At 41.0% G+C, this 16918-nt stretch carries 15 protein-coding genes; all 15 read right to left on the reverse strand.

The genetic code is table 11. The features are described 5' to 3' along the window. Positions 1–94: 94 nt before the first annotated feature. Entirely contained in the window at positions 95–307 is a 213-nt protein-coding gene (locus tag SporoP8_RS02895; protein ID WP_085133536.1) for a helix-turn-helix domain-containing protein, read from the reverse strand. A gap of 75 nt (positions 308–382) precedes the next feature. Further along, on the reverse strand, positions 383–832 hold the full coding sequence (locus SporoP8_RS02900) for an acyl-CoA thioesterase (protein WP_085131140.1): 450 nt from the start codon (positions 830–832) through the stop codon (positions 383–385). Positions 833–1054: 222 nt separating this feature from the next. Beyond that, complete coding sequence (sdhB, locus tag SporoP8_RS02905; RefSeq protein WP_198166058.1) at positions 1055–1849, reverse strand: succinate dehydrogenase iron-sulfur subunit; 795 nt, start codon at positions 1847–1849, stop codon at positions 1055–1057. Further along, the gene (gene sdhA, locus SporoP8_RS02910; protein ID WP_085131142.1) at positions 1846–3600 is read right to left on the reverse strand and encodes a succinate dehydrogenase flavoprotein subunit; all 1755 of its coding nucleotides are present in this window, start codon (positions 3598–3600) and stop codon (positions 1846–1848) included. Before sdhA ends, sdhB begins: the two co-directional genes overlap by 4 nt. Positions 3601–3648: 48 nt before the next feature. Further along, positions 3649–4257, reverse strand: coding sequence for a succinate dehydrogenase cytochrome b558 subunit (locus tag SporoP8_RS02915; protein WP_085131143.1), 609 nt, complete (start codon positions 4255–4257; stop codon positions 3649–3651). Positions 4258–4669: 412 nt separating this feature from the next. Then, positions 4670–6472 carry an excinuclease ABC subunit UvrC gene (gene uvrC, locus SporoP8_RS02920; RefSeq protein ID WP_085131144.1) on the reverse strand — a complete coding sequence of 601 codons (1803 nt, stop codon included), beginning with the start codon at positions 6470–6472 and terminating at the stop codon, positions 4670–4672. Between the two features lie 51 nt (positions 6473–6523). Further along, positions 6524–6838, reverse strand: a complete 315-nt coding sequence (gene trxA / locus SporoP8_RS02925; protein ID WP_085131145.1) for a thioredoxin — start codon at positions 6836–6838, stop codon at positions 6524–6526. Positions 6839–6923: 85 nt separating this feature from the next. Continuing rightward, positions 6924–7898, reverse strand: a complete 975-nt coding sequence (locus tag SporoP8_RS02930; protein WP_085131146.1) for an electron transfer flavoprotein subunit alpha/FixB family protein — start codon at positions 7896–7898, stop codon at positions 6924–6926. Positions 7899–7934: 36 nt separating this feature from the next. Then, positions 7935–8708: an electron transfer flavoprotein subunit beta/FixA family protein gene (locus tag SporoP8_RS02935; protein ID WP_085131147.1), complete on the reverse strand. Its 774-nt coding sequence runs from the start codon at positions 8706–8708 to the stop codon at positions 7935–7937. Between the two features lie 24 nt (positions 8709–8732). Then, complete coding sequence (locus tag SporoP8_RS02940; protein ID WP_085131148.1) at positions 8733–9506, reverse strand: enoyl-CoA hydratase; 774 nt, start codon at positions 9504–9506, stop codon at positions 8733–8735. A gap of 26 nt (positions 9507–9532) precedes the next feature. Further along, positions 9533–10117 carry a fatty acid metabolism transcriptional regulator FadR gene (locus SporoP8_RS02945; RefSeq protein WP_085131149.1) on the reverse strand — a complete coding sequence of 195 codons (585 nt, stop codon included), beginning with the start codon at positions 10115–10117 and terminating at the stop codon, positions 9533–9535. Between the two features lie 89 nt (positions 10118–10206). Further along, complete coding sequence (locus tag SporoP8_RS02950; protein ID WP_085131150.1) at positions 10207–11910, reverse strand: AMP-binding protein; 1704 nt, start codon at positions 11908–11910, stop codon at positions 10207–10209. Positions 11911–12300: 390 nt separating this feature from the next. Then, positions 12301–12714, reverse strand: a complete 414-nt coding sequence (locus tag SporoP8_RS02955; protein ID WP_029052954.1) for a DUF350 domain-containing protein — start codon at positions 12712–12714, stop codon at positions 12301–12303. A 63-nt stretch (positions 12715–12777) separates the two neighbouring features. After that, complete coding sequence (locus tag SporoP8_RS02960) at positions 12778–15135, reverse strand: endonuclease MutS2 (protein ID WP_085131151.1); 2358 nt, start codon at positions 15133–15135, stop codon at positions 12778–12780. Positions 15136–15151: 16 nt separating this feature from the next. Beyond that, a complete protein-coding gene (gene polX, locus SporoP8_RS02965) occupies positions 15152–16858 on the reverse strand; it encodes a DNA polymerase/3'-5' exonuclease PolX (RefSeq protein ID WP_085131152.1) in 1707 nt (568 codons plus the stop codon). Between the last annotated feature and the right edge of the window lie 60 nt (positions 16859–16918).

Consider the following 16918-nt stretch of genomic DNA (forward strand, 5'->3'; position numbering starts at 1 on the left):
AACGCAACATTTTTTCCTTCGATTTTAAGCTAGAGAAGAAGTGATTGACACTGATTGCACAAAATTGATCTACTATCGTAAGCTGGGTATCATTTTAGTTCAGCTGTAATTCTCCCAATCGCAATAATTCGACTATAGCCTGTGCTCTGCCTGATACACCCAGTTTTTGAATTGTATTCGAAATATGGTTTCGTACGGTTTTCTCACTAATGGTCAGCTGTCCAGCAATTTCTTTTGTTGTAAAATCGTTTACCAGCAAAGTGAAAATTTGTCGTTCCCGATTTGTTAATAAAGAACGGTTTTGCATTTCATCCAAGATGCGCCCCTCCTCTTTACGCTTTCCCCTTAGGATATGTAAGCGTAAGGGCGGCTGTGTAGGCTTTTACGAGTTTTCAAGAAACAACTGTTTTTCTTCCTCTGTCCATGCAACAGGCCTACCATCACTTTTTCCAATTTGAACGATAGCGCCTCTACCTGTAAAGACGATTTCATCACGTTCATTTGTAGCCATATAATGTAGATCAACTGAACTTGTGCCCATAGTATTAGCCTTTACATGGATCTGTAGCTTTTCGTCAAAGTACACTTGCTTTACGAAATCGCATTGCAAATCCGCTACTATTGGAATAGTTTCACCTTTCGGATCAATCCACTTCGCCATATGGTTTAAGTGTTTCAAAAACTCAATTCTAGCATATTCAAAATATGCAAATACCTTCGTATTATTCAAATGTCCATACATATCTGTCTCTGAAAAACGTACTGAAACATCTGCATGAAAATGAAATCTTTCTACCCATTCCTCTAAATCGTCAATATAACTTGCTCTCATTTACATACACCCCTTTTTAATGAATCATCATTCATTATATCAAAATACAAGTTAACGTCAATTAACATTTATTACACTGATGATTACTAAAGAGTTGAAGACCTCGTGAAGAATTCTTTCTAAAAAGAACAATCACAAGCTAACTCATATAGTCGACAAGCTGTAAACGCCAAAAAACTGTCCAGAAGTCATAGACTTCTTGGACAGTTTGGTTTGTAGAAATTAATCTACTTGATGGTCACTTCCGAAGAAGTTCTTGAACATTTGGATCGTTGTCGCTCTACCAATTGCACCGATAGAAGTCGTCAATGGAATTCCTTTAGGACAAGCAACTACACAGTTTTGTGAGTTACCGCACTCAGTGATTCCTCCGTCTCCCATAACAGTAGCCAAACGCTCATCTTTGTTCATTGCGCCTGTCGGATGTGCGTTGAAAAGGCGTACTTGTGACATTAATGCAGGACCCATGAAGTTCGTCTTGTCGTTGACGTTCGGACAAGCTTCCAGACATACTCCGCAAGTCATACATTTAGACAATTCATATGCCCATTGACGCTTACGTTCAGGCATACGAGGACCTTCACCAAGATCATACGTACCATCGATCGGAACCCATGCTTTGATACGCTTTAACGAATCGAACATGAATTCACGGTCAACAACCAAGTCACGAACGACTGGGAATGTACGCATAGGCTCAAGTTTTATAGGTTGTGTTAACTGATCAACCAGCGCAGTACATGACTGACGAGGGCGACCATTAATAACCATTGAACATGCACCACATACTTCTTCCAAACAGTTCATATCCCAGTTAATAGGAGTCGTTTTTTCACCTTTAGCATTTACTGGGTTACGTCTGATTTCCATTAAAGCCGAAATTACGTTCATATTCGGACGATATGGAACTTCAAATCTTTCAACATAAGGGCTTGAAGTGGCAGTATCTTGACGATGAATGTCAAACACGACAGTTTTTGTAGCAGTTGCTGTTTGTTGTTCGCTCACTTTTGTCAATCTCCTTTCTTCGCTGAGTAATCGCGGATACGTGGAGGAATGATAGATGTATCTACATCTTCATATGAAATAATTGGTGCAGAGACTCCATCAAATTCCGCAATTGTTGTTTTCAAGAAGTTCTCATCGTCACGATTCGGGAAGTCTGGCTTATAGTGCGCGCCACGACTCTCATCACGATTCAATGCACCTAAAGTGATTACACGTGCTAGATATAGCATGTTTTTCAACTGACGTGTGAACATAGCTCCTTGGTTAGACCATTGCTGTGTATCCGTAATATTAATGTTTTCATAACGCTCAAGTAACTCGACAATTTTCTCGTCTGTCTGCTTCAATTTATCATTGAAACGAACAACCGTTACGTTGTCTGTCATCCACTCGCCAAGCTCTCTGTGAAGAACGTACGCATTCTCTGTACCGTCCATCTTAAGAGTGTCTTCCCATTTCTGTTGCTCTTCTTTCACTGCATCTTCGAAGATTGTGCCAGGAAGTTCATCAGCTGTACGCTTCAGATGCTTCATGTAATCGATAGCGTTTGGTCCTGCGACCATTCCACCATAGATAGCAGATAGTAACGAGTTAGCACCTAGACGGTTTGCACCGTGCTGTGAGTAATCACATTCGCCTGCTGCGAATAGGCCGGGAATGCTTGTCTGCTGGTGATCGTCAACCCATAGTCCACCCATTGAGTAGTGAACAGCCGGGAAGATTTTCATCGGCAATTTACGCGGATCGTCTCCTGTGAACTTTTCATAAATCTCGATGATTCCACCAAGTTTAATGTCTAGTTCTTTAGGATCCTTGTGGGATAGATCCAAGTACACCATGTTTTCACCGTTGATACCTAGTTTTTGGTTTACACATACGTCAAAAATTTCACGTGTTGCGATATCCCGTGGAACTAAGTTACCATAGTCCGGATATTTTTCTTCCAAGAAGTACCAGGGCTTCCCATCTTTATATGTCCAAACTCGTCCACCTTCACCGCGTGCAGATTCACTCATTAGACGAAGCTTGTCATCTCCAGGAATCGCTGTTGGGTGAATTTGGATGAATTCGCCGTTTGCATATTTTGCACCTTGCTGGTATACGATAGAAGCTGCAGAACCTGTGTTGATCACAGAGTTTGTAGACTTACCAAAGATAATACCAGGGCCGCCTGTTGCCATGATGACAGCATCCGCTTTGAATGCTTGGATTTCCATTGTCTTCATGTTTTGGGCTTTGATCCCACGGCACGTACCCTCTTCATCTTTAATGATTCCAAGGAATTCCCAGTGCTCATATTTTTGAACTAATCCTGCTACCTCGTGAGAACGCACTTGTTCGTCAAGAGCATAAAGTAACTGTTGTCCAGTTGTTGCACCTGCATATGCTGTACGGTGGTGAAGTGTACCACCGAAACGACGGAAATCCAAAAGACCTTCTGGCGTGCGGTTAAACATAACACCCATACGGTCCAATAAGTGGATGATTCCAGGAGCTGCTGCCGTCATTGCTTGTACTGGTTTTTGATTCGCTAGGAAGTCTCCACCGTAAACTGTATCATCAAAGTGAATGTCGACGGAATCGCCTTCACCTTTCGTATTTACAGCACCGTTAATGCCGCCTTGGGCACATACGGAGTGGGAACGTTTTACTGGTACTAGCGAGAACAAGTCAACCGGTACACCAGCTTCTGCTGATTTGATGGTAGCCATTAGTCCAGCTAGTCCTCCACCGACGACAATCAATCTGCCTTTTGCCATTATTGTGTCACTCCTCAATTATACGTAATTTCATTAGTTATTAGTTATTTACACAAAAGCTAGAAGTGCTTGAATTCCAATTACAGAAAGTATTAAGAATATAACGATTGTGATGTAAGATACGATTTTTTGTGATCTTGGTGATTGTGCAATTCCCCAAGTAACACAGAAAGACCATAATCCGTTTGCTAAATGGAAAGTAGCAGATACAACACCTACGATATAGAATACAAGCATAAGTGGATTCGATAAAATATCGACCATCATGTTGAAGTCTACTTCAGTTCCAAGCGCTTTTTGAATACGAGTTTCGTATACGTGCCATGCAATGAAGATGACGAGGAATACACCCGTAAAACGTTGGAGTGTGAACATCCAGTTACGGAAAGTACTGTAATGGCCCACATTGTATTTCGCTGAGAAAGCTATGTACACTCCGTAAAAAGCGTGGAACATGAGTGGAATGTAAATAATAAACCATTCCAAGAAAAGTACAAACGGCAAGTTCCCCATAAAATTAGATGCTGTGTTGAATGCTTCCTCACCGCGCGTTGCAAAATGGTTAATTACTAAGTGTTGGGCAACAAAAAGTCCAACTGGAATTACACCAAGCAACGAATGTAGACGGCGTAAGAAAAAATCTGTTTCTTTCGACAAGTCTTTTACCCTCCCTTATTTCTGAGATTATACTGTAGTGATGCGGTTCTCTATCTAGTTCGCATTCGCCAGTATCTCTCTTCGTGGTACAATATGATAACATGTATATTGTACTCCTCTGTATTGGACAGGTCAAGACGCTGTGAACTTTTCATAGTAGATTATGATTTTTCCAAAAACGTCGAATAACACTTCACTTTCTCCTATGATCTGACAACACTTGACATAGTTTGAAGCCCATACGAATAAGGGTTAGAAAGATTATCATTTGTTTTGTTCGCATTACATAACGCATTTATTTACAAAATATAAGTCTTTGAAAAAAATAACTGATTATTCAAATAAAGTATACCGAAACTCAAACCTCTATCAATAATCTGATCACTAAACACTAATGAAAGCCCCTTGATTTTTATTCAATCAAGGGCTTTTCAGACTTCTCAGGTTGCTGGAAATGAGCGAATAGCTCTTCAGCTACTTTCTGTGGCATCCCTGCTTCTTTTAATTGTTCAGATGTTGCTTCGCGTATGGCTTTCACTGTTTTAAAATGTTTCAGTAATTGCGGTTTACGTTTTGGTCCAACTCCTTCAATTCCATCGAGTGAAGAAGTCAGTGAAGATGCCCCCCGCCGCTGTCTATGGAACGTAATAGCAAATCGATGGACTTCATCTTGGACGCGTTGTAACAAGTAAAAAGCTTCACTCGTTTTCTTTAACGGAACAACCTCCGGCGGATGACCGTACAACAACTGCGCTGTATTATGTTTATCATCTTTTGCTAGTCCAGCTATTGGAATGGAAAGACCCAGTTCATCTTCCAACACTTCCCGAGCGATTTCCATCTGTCCTTTCCCACCATCAATGACAATTAAATCAGGTAAAGGCAACTGATCTTTTAAGACACGTGTATAGCGTCGTCTAACCACTTCACGCATCGCACCATAATCATCATGCGCTGCAGCAGTTTTAGTTTTATATTTCCTGTAATCTTTTCTATTTGGTCTTCCATCTACAAATGATATCATCGCGGATACCGGTTCCACGCCATGTGTATGCGAGTTATCGAAAGCTTCGATGCGAAGAGGCGTACTGATATTCATCGCTTCTCCAAGCTCTTCACATGCACCAATTGTACGTTCTTCTTGGCGTTCAATTATTTGGAATTTAGCATTCAATGCAATGGATGCATTCTTGGCAGCGAGTTTGACAAGTTCTTTTTTCTTTCCACGTTGTGGGATCAACACATTCGTATCGAGTAATTGATCTGCTAATGTAACATCAACAGTTTCCGGTAGAAGTACTTCTTTCGGCAATAAATGTTGGGCTTCTCCATAGAAACGGCCGAGATATGTTAGTAATTCATCTTGCGGATCTTGATAGGCCGGAAAAATAGAGACATCCCGTTCTATCATCTTACCTTGTCTGACGAAGAATACTTGCACACACATCCAGCCTTTATCCACTGCATAGCCAAAAATATCACGATCTGTAAAATCATTCGCATTCATATTCTGCTTTTCCATAACGGTTTCAATGTTAGTAATTTGATCGCGATATTCTTTCGCACGTTCAAATTCTAATTCTTCCGCTGCTGTATTCATTTTTTGCTGAAGTTCCTTTTTGACTTCTTTATAGCCGCCATTTAGGAATCGTGTAATGTCTGCAATCATTTCAGTATAAGCATCGGCAGGTACCTCTTTAATACAAGGTGCAAGACATTGACCGATATGATAATACAAACACGCGCGTGTAGGAATACTTTGACATTTGCGGTATGGATATAAGCGATCCAGTAATTTTTTTGTTTCATGCGCGGCCGTAGCATTTGGATAAGGTCCAAAATACTTGCCTGACTTCTTATTGACTTTACGCGTGATAATTAACTTCGGATGACGTTCGTTAGTGATTTTCAAGTAAGGATATGTTTTGTCATCTTTTAGCATGATGTTGTACTTTGGATCGTACTTCTTTATCATGTTCAATTCCAAAATTAATGCCTCAATTTCAGAATTGGTAACTATATATTCAAAATCCTCTATTTCTCCGACCAATCGCTGTGTCTTGCCATCATGGGAACCCGTGAAATAGCTACGCACACGGTTTTTTAACACTTTTGCTTTCCCTACATAAATGACAGTACCTTGACGATCCTTCATCAAATAACAACCCGGCAATTCGGGGAGGATCGAAAGTTTATGTTCAATGATTTCATTCATTATTTTCACCTACTAAAAGACCGGGCTGCTCTGCGGCCCGGTCTCTTGTATTTATGCGTGTTTTTCGATTAGTTGTGCAAGTGCTTCTTTCGGTTGGAAGCCTACTACTTTCTCAGCTACTTCTCCGTCTTTAAACAGAAGAAGTGTTGGGATCGACATGATACCAAACTGGCTAGCAGTTTCTTGGTTATCATCCACGTTTACTTTTACAATGTTCGCTTTTCCTTCAAGTTCTCCTGAAAGTTCTTCAAGTACAGGAGCGATCATTTTACATGGTCCACACCAAGGTGCCCAAAAGTCTACTAGTACTACGCCTTCTTTTACATTTTCAGCAAAGTTCGAATCGGTTGCATTGATAATCGCCATTCTAATTTCCTCCTTAGTCTTTAACTATATTCGTATTATATCATGGAGGTATAGAAGGAGCTAAAAAAATGCCTGTATCACTTTATTAGCTTACTTTGATCTTTTTAATTTCTTCGATCATGATTGGAATGATTTCGAAGATGTCACCTACGATACCGTAGTCTGCAATTTTAAAGATGTTCGCTTCTGGATCTTTGTTAATTGCCACGATGACTTTCGAGTTGGACATACCTGCTACGTGCTGGATCGCCCCAGAAATTCCAGCTGCAATATACAAATCTGGTGTTACTACTTTACCCGTTTGACCAATTTGTAGTGAATAGTCGCAGTAATCTGCATCACACGCTCCACGCGAAGCACCGACTGCACCACCTAGAAGATTTGCTAATTCTTTTAAAGGCTCAAATCCTTCAGGTCCTTTGACGCCACGGCCGCCCGCTACGATTACTTTCGCTTCAGATAGATCCACGCCTTCAGTTGATTTACGTACTACGTCTTTGATAACAGAACGAAGATTCGTAATTTCGACAGTTTTCGCTGTTACGTCACCTGAGCGGCTTGCATCATGTGCTAATGGCTCGATGTTGTTCGGACGGATGGTGATAAATTGCAAACCTTCTTTGATTTCCACTTTTTCAAATGCTTTACCAGAATAGATCGGGCGGATGAACTCTGCGTCGTCGCCTTCTCCTTCGATTTTTGTAACATCTGAAATTAATCCCGTTCCAAGTTTACTTGCAATTTTCGGTGATAGATCTTTACCCATTGCTGTGTGTCCAAATACCACACCATCAGGAGATTCATCTTCGTAAACTGCTAGGAATGCCTGACCAAAACCGTCTGGTGTGTAGTGCTTCAAATGCGGGTGCTCAACCGCTACTACACGATCCGCTCCATAATGAATCATTTCTTCGCCAAGTGACTGAACTTGATCCCCTATAAGAACAGCGACAACTTCTCCGCCGTCTGAAATATTCTTAGCTGCTGCAATTGTTTCAAATGATACGTTGCGTAGTTCTCCATCACGTGCTTCACCTAAAACCAACATTTTCTTTGACATAATGTAGTCCCTCCTAATTACGGTTCTCTATATGAATTAAATTACTTTCGCTTCGTTACGCAATAATTTTATAAGTTCAGCTGCTTGATCTGCTGGCTCTCCTTCAAGTACACGCCCTGCTGCTTTCTCGGGTGGTAAGAAGACTTCCTTCGTTTCCGTCTTCGCTTCCACGTCATCTTCCTCTAGGTCCAAATCATCGAACTCTAGGTCTTCAAGTGGCTTTTTCTTCGCTTTCATAATACCAGGCAAAGATGGATAGCGTGGTTCGTTCAGTCCTTGTTGTGCTGTCACCAGAAGCGGTAGGGATGTTTCAATCGTTTCTGAATCCCCTTCTACGTCCCGCACAACCGTTGCGTTCGTTCCGTCGATCGTTAATTCTGTAATTGTCGTAACATAGTTAATGCCTAGTAATTCTGCAACACGGGGTCCCACTTGTCCTGAACCGCCATCGATTGCTACGTTACCTGCCAAAATTAGATCAGCATCTTTATCTTTTAGGTAATCTGCAATGACTCTTGCGGAAGTGTGTTCGTCTATCTCATCAATGTCGTCTTCAATATTGATGAGTACCGCTTTATCTGCACCCATTGCCAATGCTGTTCGCAATTGTTTCTCGGAATCTTCGTTACCGATTGATAATACAGTTACTTCCCCACCGTGTTCGTCACGTAGTTTAATAGCTTCTTCCACTGCGTACTCATCGTATGGATTGATGATGAATTCTGCGCCATCTTCAGCAATGGCACCGTTTGAGATTGAAATCTTTTCTTCCGTATCAAATGTTCTTTTTACTAATGCATAAATGTTCATTAATAGAACCTCCCTTTTTGATAATTACTTCCCAGTAAATGTAGGTTGACGCTTTTCAATAAATGCTTGAATACCTTCCTTAGCATCTTCGGATACGAACACTTCTCCAAATGACTTGGCTTCTTCTTCGACACCTTCATAGAAGGACTGATCTTTTGAGTAGGAAAGCATACGCAATGCATGTTTCACGGCAATCGGACTCTTTTGAGCAATTTTCTTTGCCATCTTTAATGTTTCAGCCGATAGTTCTTCATCTGCATATGCATGATTGGCAAGTCCCCATTGTACTGCATCTTCACCTGAGATTGGATCACTCGTCAACATGATTTCTGCTGCCTTCGCTACACCAACCAAACGCGGCAAACGTTGCGTACCTGCAAACCCAGGAATAAGACCTAATTGCAATTCAGGCAAGCCTAATTTCGCACTCTTCGTAACTAAACGAATGTGGCAAGCCATAGCAAGCTCTAAACCACCTCCAAGTGCCGCTCCATGAATGGAAGCGATTACAGTTTTAGGGAAGTTTTCTAAACGCTCGAAAACTTCTTGTCCTTTACTAGAAAGCTTCGAGAACGCTGCTCCTGTGTCCACCGTTGTGAATTCTTTGATGTCCGCACCCGCTGAGAAGAATCGACCTTCACCATATAGAACAACAACGCGAACTTCATCGTCATGCTCTAGGCTGGTTAACAACTGATCCACTTCCTCAATCAATTTTGAAGATAGTGCATTCGCTGGCGGATGGTCAATTTTCGCTAATGCGACATGACCGTCTTTCTCCAAGTTAATCAATGTCATCTACTATCTCTCCTCTAATACAATGCTTACTTTTGTTCATAGCCATGCAATAGCATATCGGTAACTTTAGGTGCTAAGTTGACCAAATTAAACTTCTGTTCGTTCATCACCCAAGAGGTAATCGTCTCGTCCATAGTGCCAAATAGCATCTGCCTCGCTAGTCTAAGGTCAAGCTCAGGAGACAACTCTCCTTTCTCTACCCCTTCTTCCAGCAAAATATCCAACAAAACCGTATATTCTTTCAACACATTATTGATTTGAAGTCGCAGATCTTTATTTGACTGTCTGAGTTCCAATTGTGTGACGATCGCTAAATGATGATCTTCTTCTAGTATTCTAAAATGGTTTTCTACAACCAATTGCAATTTTTCTGCGATCGGAAGATCTTTTTTTAATATTTCTTTAATATTTTCTACAAAAATCGCCAATTTGTCTCTGAATACGGATATTAGAATGTCTTCTTTATTTTTAAAGTACAAATAAATGGTTCCATCCGCGACTCCAGCTTCTTTAGCTATTTTCGAGACTTGTGCTTGGTGGTACCCATTCTCTGCAATAACAATCACTGCAGCATCTACAATTTGTCTATATTTAGGTTTTGTTCGCTTCATTAATGATTCACCACCAAAAAGAAAATATGAATGATGATTCATTCATATCTTCATGTTAATATTCTTTTGGGTTATAGTCAAGCATTTAATTACGAACTTTTTAATGAATTTTGAACTTCCGTTAATTTCTTTCGTTCTTCTTCCACTAATGTTCTGCGCAGTATTTTACCTACCGCCGTTTTAGGAAGATCTTCTCGGAAGTCATAATGCTTTGGAACTTTAAATGCAGCAAGTTGTTTTCTGCAATACGTATCTAATTCTTTTTCTGTTACGGAATATCCTTCTTTTAAGACAATATACGCTTTAACTGTTTCACCACGATATGGATCCGGTACACCTGCTACGATACATTCTTGAATAGCTGGGTGCTCATACAGGACTTCTTCGATCTCACGTGGATAGACATTGAACCCGCTTGCAATAATCATATCTTTTTTACGATCGACAACATAGAAGTAGCCGTCCTCATCCATATACCCTAGATCTCCTGTCAAAAACCATCCTTCACGGAATGATTCCTGTGTGTCATCAGGTCTATTCCAATAACCTTTCATTACTTGAGGTCCTTTTATCGCAATCTCCCCAATTTCTCCTACCGGCAACGGTTCTGATGAACTTGGGCCAAGTACACATCCATCTGTATCAGGCCATGGAACTCCAATAGAGCCACGCTTTTCCAATCCATCCCACACAAAGTTAGCCATAGCGACTGGAGATGTCTCAGTTAAGCCATATCCTTCTACAAGCTTTCCACCGGTTACCGCTTCAAACTTTTCTTTCACTTCAATTGGTAATGCAGCAGATCCACTAATACAAGCTTTAATAGAAGATAGATCATATTTTTCCAAATCAGGATGATTCAATAGCCCAATATAGATCGTTGGTGCTCCCGGGAATAATGTAGGTTTTTGTTTATCAATATCTTTCAATGCCGTCTTGAAATCAAATTTAGGTATCAAGACCATTTTATGACCTTTCATTACAGCAAAAATTAAAACTGTCGTCATACCATAAACATGGAAAAACGGTAGAATGCCCATAATCGTTTCTTCGCCATCAGCCGTTTTGTATAACCATGCACTGCACATTTCAGTATTGCTAATTAAATTGGAATGTGTCAGTTCTACACCTTTTGGCGGTCCTGTAGTTCCTCCGGTATATTGCAATAATGCAATATCACCATTTTCATAAGCTACATGAATTGGATCGGGTTTTGTCGTTTTCATTATTTCTGTATATACATGATGCATACCACGATGCTCCACTTTCACCATCAACTTATGTTCTTTTTTCTGAATGAATGGATAGACTAGATTTTTTGGGAATGGGAGATAATCTTTGATCCCCGTAATAATAATATTTTCAAGCGCAGTTCCGTCCATGGCTTTCGTGACACGGGGGAACAAAATATCAAGTGATATAATCACTTTTGCACCCGAATCAGAAAGTTGGTAGTGCAATTCGCGCTCTGTATATAATGGATTTGTCTGAACCACAATTGCACCTGCATAGAGAATTCCAAAGTAAGCGATAGCGCTTTGCGGACAGTTCGGTAGCATAATGGCAACGCGATCACCTTTTACGATCCCTAACTTTTGTAAATAGGTCGCAAATTTTAAGGCGGACTCGTGAAATTCTTTGAACGTGATGTCTTTCCCCATAAAATGCATCGCTGTGTTGTTTGAATATTTTTTGCCCGACCTCGTTAGATAGTCTTGCAATGGAATATTTTCATAAGCTAAAGTAGTCGGGATTTCTTTTGGATATGCAGCAAGCCAAGGTTTCTTTGTCATCTTTACAACTCCTTTACACTAATATAGTAGTTTGAATATTCCTTGTTCATTAGTATATCGATAAACTAATTAGTTTACAAGATAAATATGAAAGCGCTTTATTTATCTGTATAAATGCCTCTTAGTCTATGTGAGTGTAATGACTATTATACATTTTTAAGAGTTTGAGAAGCTGGCCATGCGAAGCGGGGAGGCAATTTGTGCTTCAATCCCCTCGTAAACACTAAACAATCCTCCGTTTAGTTTTGATTTTTTACGTTTTAAATGTAAAAAACACACCAAGACCGAGGTCAAGGTGTGTTGGTGACAAGCCAGTATACTCCGACAAGGACGAAGAGTACACAGACTACTAATAATATCTTAATTAATCTTTCCATAATATGCGGTCTCCTATGAAATACTGGCGCCGATGACGAATGACAGACCTACCGAAATGCAGAGTGAGATGAAGCCGACGGAGCGGTTGTCCGCTTGAATCTCCTCGTCCACTTTAAACTTCGGCGTCAGGAATTCGAACAGCAAGTAGGCAAAGACAAGAAGCACGAAACCGAATAAGCCCCAGCCCATCATCTGCGGCAAGCTGTTGTGCTGCTCGATTGAATAGCGGAAAATATTTGCGACACCAAATATCTTTCCGCCTGTCGCCATCGCCACTGACAAGTTTCCTTTACGAATCTCTTCCCAGTTTTTATATTTTGTTACAATTTCAAATAGCACCATCGACACGATCAAGCACAGTGTAACGACACTGAAATACCCGGCCGTCTCAACCAATGGATGACTCCAAAATCCCGTATGATTCATAACGCTACACCTTCTTTATGTTCTCTTGCTTGTCATACGATCCAAGCAGCTGAAAGGTTTCATTTATTTTAATTCTACTACAGTAACGCCACTTCCGCCTTCGCTTGCTTCACCAAAGCGATAGGATTTCACGCGTGAATGTTTTTTCAAGTATTGTTGAACACCTTGTCGAAGTGCCCCCGTTCCTTTACCGTGAATAATATTCACTTGATGGTAGTTGGACAATAACGCGTCATCAATATACTTCTCAGTACGTACAAGAGCATCTTCATATCGTTCACCACGTAAATCGAGCTCCATTTTCACATGCTCAGAACGACCTTTTACTGCTGAGACTGTGACATGTTTCTTTTCTTTCTCAGGCTTCGTATATTGCAGTCCAGACTCTTGTAATTTCATCTTCAAAATACCAATTTGAACGATCCATTCTTTATCTGAAACCTTCTCAACAAGAGTTCCCTTTTGTCCGTATGCGAGTACTTTTACTTCGTCCCCTATTTGTAATGGACGAGGTCCCGCTTGTGCTTTAATGGTTTTCTTTTTCTTTTCTTCAGGTGCCGCGCCTTCCAAACGCTTTCGGGCTTCTATTAGCTCATGCTCTTTGACACTAGCTCCGGCATTCATTCGTAAAGCACGTAAGTCTGAAATAACCGCTTCGGATTCTGTCTTTGCCTGATCCACGATTTTTTTTGCTTTCTCTTTGGCTGCTTCTGTTAAACGGTCTTTTTGCTCTTCGAATTCTTGGAGTTTATCGTGTAATTCTTTTTTCAGCTTCTCTGTTTCCAAAAGTACGTCATGTGTTCGTTCAGCATCTTTTTCGGATTGTACACGGCTCGTTTCAAGAGAAGCGATCATAGAATCTACTTCTCCACGATTTTCTCCGGTGAAACTCTTTGCACGATCTATTACATGACTTTGTAAACCTAATCGTTTAGAAATTTCAAACGCATTACTTCGTCCCGGTACACCGATCAGTAAACGATAGGTAGGACTCAACGTATCAATGTCGAATTCAACACTCGCATTGGTCACACCCGCCCGGTTAAAGCTATACGCTTTTAATTCTGGATAATGAGTCGTTGCCATTACACGTGCGCCAGTACCATGCACTTCATCCAGAATGGATATGGCAAGAGCAGCACCTTCTTGAGGATCCGTCCCTGAGCCTAATTCATCGAATAATAATAGAGAGCGATCATCGAACTTCTTCAATATATTCACGATGTTGACCATATGGGAAGAAAATGTACTCAAGCTCTGTTCAATCGATTGCTCATCCCCGATATCTGCATAAATCGAATCAAAGACAGCAATTTCAGAACCGTCAAGTACTGGAATAGGCAGACCTGATTGTGCCATCAACGTGCAAAGTCCCACTGTTTTTAGCGTAACGGTCTTCCCACCTGTATTTGGACCAGTGATCACAATCGTCGTAACGTCTGTACCAAATTCAATCGTATTCGCTACCGCTTCATTAATAGGTAGGAGTGGGTGACGCGCTTTAGAGAGACGCATATAGCCATCCGCGTTAACGGCTGGTTTAGTACATTTATTGGCAGTACCGTATTTCGCTTTCGCTAAAATGACATCAACTTCTGCCAATAGCTGTACTAATGTGAATAACTCATGAGCAATTTCTTGAACACTTGCAGACAAGGCAAGCAAAATCTTTTCGATTTCTTCCTGCTCTTTAACTTTCAGTTCACGAATCTCGTTATTTGCCTGAACGACTGCATCCGGTTCGATGAACAATGTTTGGCCAGATGAAGACATATCGTGAATAACACCGCCATAGTGAGAACGATATTCCGCTTTAACGGGAATACAATAACGATCATTACGCATCGTTACGATTGCGTCAGAAAGCATTTTCGATGCGTTCTTCCCTTTAGTATAACTTTCAAGACGTTCACGCACACGGCTTTCTTGGATACGTAAGCTCTGACGAATCGAACGTAACGCGGATGATGCACTGTCCATCACTCGACCATTATCATCGATTGCTGCATTAATTTCATGTTCGATTGCTGTCAAGACCGGCATCGCTTCTTTACGGGCGATTAAATGAGGAATAGAAATCTCGCCTTCAGTTGCAACAGCTTCTAAAAACTGACGAAGAATTCTGCTGGCACGGATAGTATCTGCAATTTCCACTAGTTCCATTGCGCTTAACATTCCACCAATTTGCGCTCGTTTCGCATGGGATCGTATATCATGGATTCCACCCATCGGGACATTCCCACGGATTCGTAGAAGCGCCAAACCTTCATCTGTTTCCTCAAGTAACCGATTGACATCTTCCAGACTTTTTGAAGGTACTAATTGCTCTATATGTGCACGGCCCACAATGGACGTACATTGTGCCGCTACTTGTTGAATGATTTTATCAAATTCAAGTGTTTTTAAGACACGCTTTTCCAATGTCTTACACTCCCTTTCATTTACGGATCACTTTCTCAATAAATGTTTCAAGTGGCCATGTGTTGATTACCTGCTCAGCAGGAAGCCAAGCTTTTTGTGCATATTCTACGCCAATCGGCATAATATCAAGTTGTTCTGTCGCGTGCGCATCTGTATTGATCGCAATATTGACACCAGCTTTCATAGCTTGGATTACATGTTCTGTGCGCAAATCCAAACGATATGGACTTGCGTTCACTTCAAGTATTTTGCCGTATTCGCTCGCCCATTTGATGAGTTGCTCGATGTCTGGATTATATCCTTCACGTTGACCAATAATACGGCCTGTCGGGTGGGCAATCATGTGCACGTGTGGATTTTTACATGCAGCATGTAGGCGCTCCATAATCTGCTCCTGTGGTTGATTGAAACTAGAGTGAATGGATGCAATGACGAAGTCAAGTTGCTCTAGAATCTCATCTTCAAAATCTAATTTTCCATCCGGTAGAATATCCATCTCGGTTCCGCAGAATACTTCAATGTCATCATACTTCGCGTTCACTTCACGTATTTCTTCAATTTGCTGTAATAGACGCTCAGGTGTTAAACCATTTGCCACTTTTAAATACTGCGAATGATCGGTGATGACCAGATGTGAATAGCCTTTTGCACGACAAGCTTCCACCATCTCTTCTATAGAATGCCCGCCATCTGACCAAGTAGTATGCATATGAAGATCGGAACGAATCAGTTCAGGCGTGACAAGTTTAGAAATCTCACTTGCCCGATCGAGTTCCGTACCGTCCTTGCGGATACTTGGTGGAATAAATGGCAAATCAAAATGAGCAAAGAATTCTTTTTCACTAGAAAATGTCTGTACTTGGCCTGATTCATCTTCTACACCGTATTCACTAATTTTCTGTTTACGGTTTTTAGCCAACTGGCGCATCCGTATATTATGCGCGGCAGAGCCAGTAAAGTGATGAAGTGCTGTCGCGAATTGGTCTTCAGTGACAAAACGAAAATCTGCATCGATTGGGTGTTCTGTATCAAGCGAAATCGATAGTTTAGCATCGCCTGCTGCGATCACTTTTTCGATTGGTAACGCCGCTAAGATTTTTTCACGAACAATTTGCGGTTTGTTCGTTACGAGAATCCAGTCCACATCCGAACTTTCTTCTTCGCGCCTACGATAACTGCCCGCTACTTGAAACTTCTGAATTTCATCAATCAACTGTAGTTCAGCCTGAACGATATCCACGATTTTCGCCACTTGCCAAATCGGTGTCTTGCCCGAACGATTTGCGAGTATTTCCATTTCACGCAATAAGTTTTCTTCTGTCTTTTTACCGAATCCCGGAATTTTGCTTACCTCTTGTCTTTCACAAGCTGCTTGAAGTGATTCAATCGAATCGATGTTCAACGCTTCCCGTAATTTGGCTATTTTCTTTCCGCCTAATCCAGGTATATTCAAGAGAGGAATCAAACCTTTTGGAACCTTCTCTTCAAGCTCCATCAAGACATCTGAAGTTCCTTTTTCCATTAAATCCGTAATGACCGCACCGGTTCCTTTACCAATTCCCTTCAACGACAAGATATCATCCATCTCAGCGAGACTTCTTGTGTCCAATTCCAGAATCGAAGCGGCTTTCCTGAACGCAGCTACCTTAAAATGGTTTTCTCCTAGTAACTCCATATATAATGCAATTTTTTCAAATGTACGAATGATCGTCTTTTTATTCAAGTTAGTGTCCTCCCCACTCTTTTAAAAAAGCTTCCACGCGTTCGGGAAGCTTTTGGTTCA

Origin of the sequence: Sporosarcina ureae, assembly GCF_002101375.1 — a bacterium.
Classification (GTDB): Bacteria; Bacillota; Bacilli; order Bacillales_A; family Planococcaceae; genus Sporosarcina; species Sporosarcina ureae_B.

Excerpts from the sequence above, each read along its gene's own strand:
- SporoP8_RS02895 (WP_085133536.1), bottom strand. The coding sequence starts at position 307 with ATGCAAAACCGTTCTTTATTAACAAATCGGGAACGACAAATTTTCACT.
- SporoP8_RS02900 (WP_085131140.1), bottom strand. The coding sequence starts at position 832 with ATGAGAGCAAGTTATATTGACGATTTAGAGGAATGGGTAGAAAGATTT.
- sdhA (WP_085131142.1), bottom strand. The coding sequence starts at position 3,600 with ATGGCAAAAGGCAGATTGATTGTCGTCGGTGGAGGACTAGCTGGACTA.
- uvrC (WP_085131144.1), bottom strand. The coding sequence starts at position 6,472 with ATGAATGAAATCATTGAACATAAACTTTCGATCCTCCCCGAATTGCCG.
- trxA (WP_085131145.1), bottom strand. The coding sequence starts at position 6,838 with ATGGCGATTATCAATGCAACCGATTCGAACTTTGCTGAAAATGTAAAA.
- SporoP8_RS02930 (WP_085131146.1), bottom strand. The coding sequence starts at position 7,898 with ATGTCAAAGAAAATGTTGGTTTTAGGTGAAGCACGTGATGGAGAACTA.
- SporoP8_RS02935 (WP_085131147.1), bottom strand. The coding sequence starts at position 8,708 with ATGAACATTTATGCATTAGTAAAAAGAACATTTGATACGGAAGAAAAG.
- SporoP8_RS02940 (WP_085131148.1), bottom strand. The coding sequence starts at position 9,506 with ATGACATTGATTAACTTGGAGAAAGACGGTCATGTCGCATTAGCGAAA.
- SporoP8_RS02945 (WP_085131149.1), bottom strand. The coding sequence starts at position 10,117 with ATGAAGCGAACAAAACCTAAATATAGACAAATTGTAGATGCTGCAGTG.
- SporoP8_RS02950 (WP_085131150.1), bottom strand. The coding sequence starts at position 11,910 with ATGACAAAGAAACCTTGGCTTGCTGCATATCCAAAAGAAATCCCGACT.
- SporoP8_RS02955 (WP_029052954.1), bottom strand. The coding sequence starts at position 12,714 with ATGAATCATACGGGATTTTGGAGTCATCCATTGGTTGAGACGGCCGGG.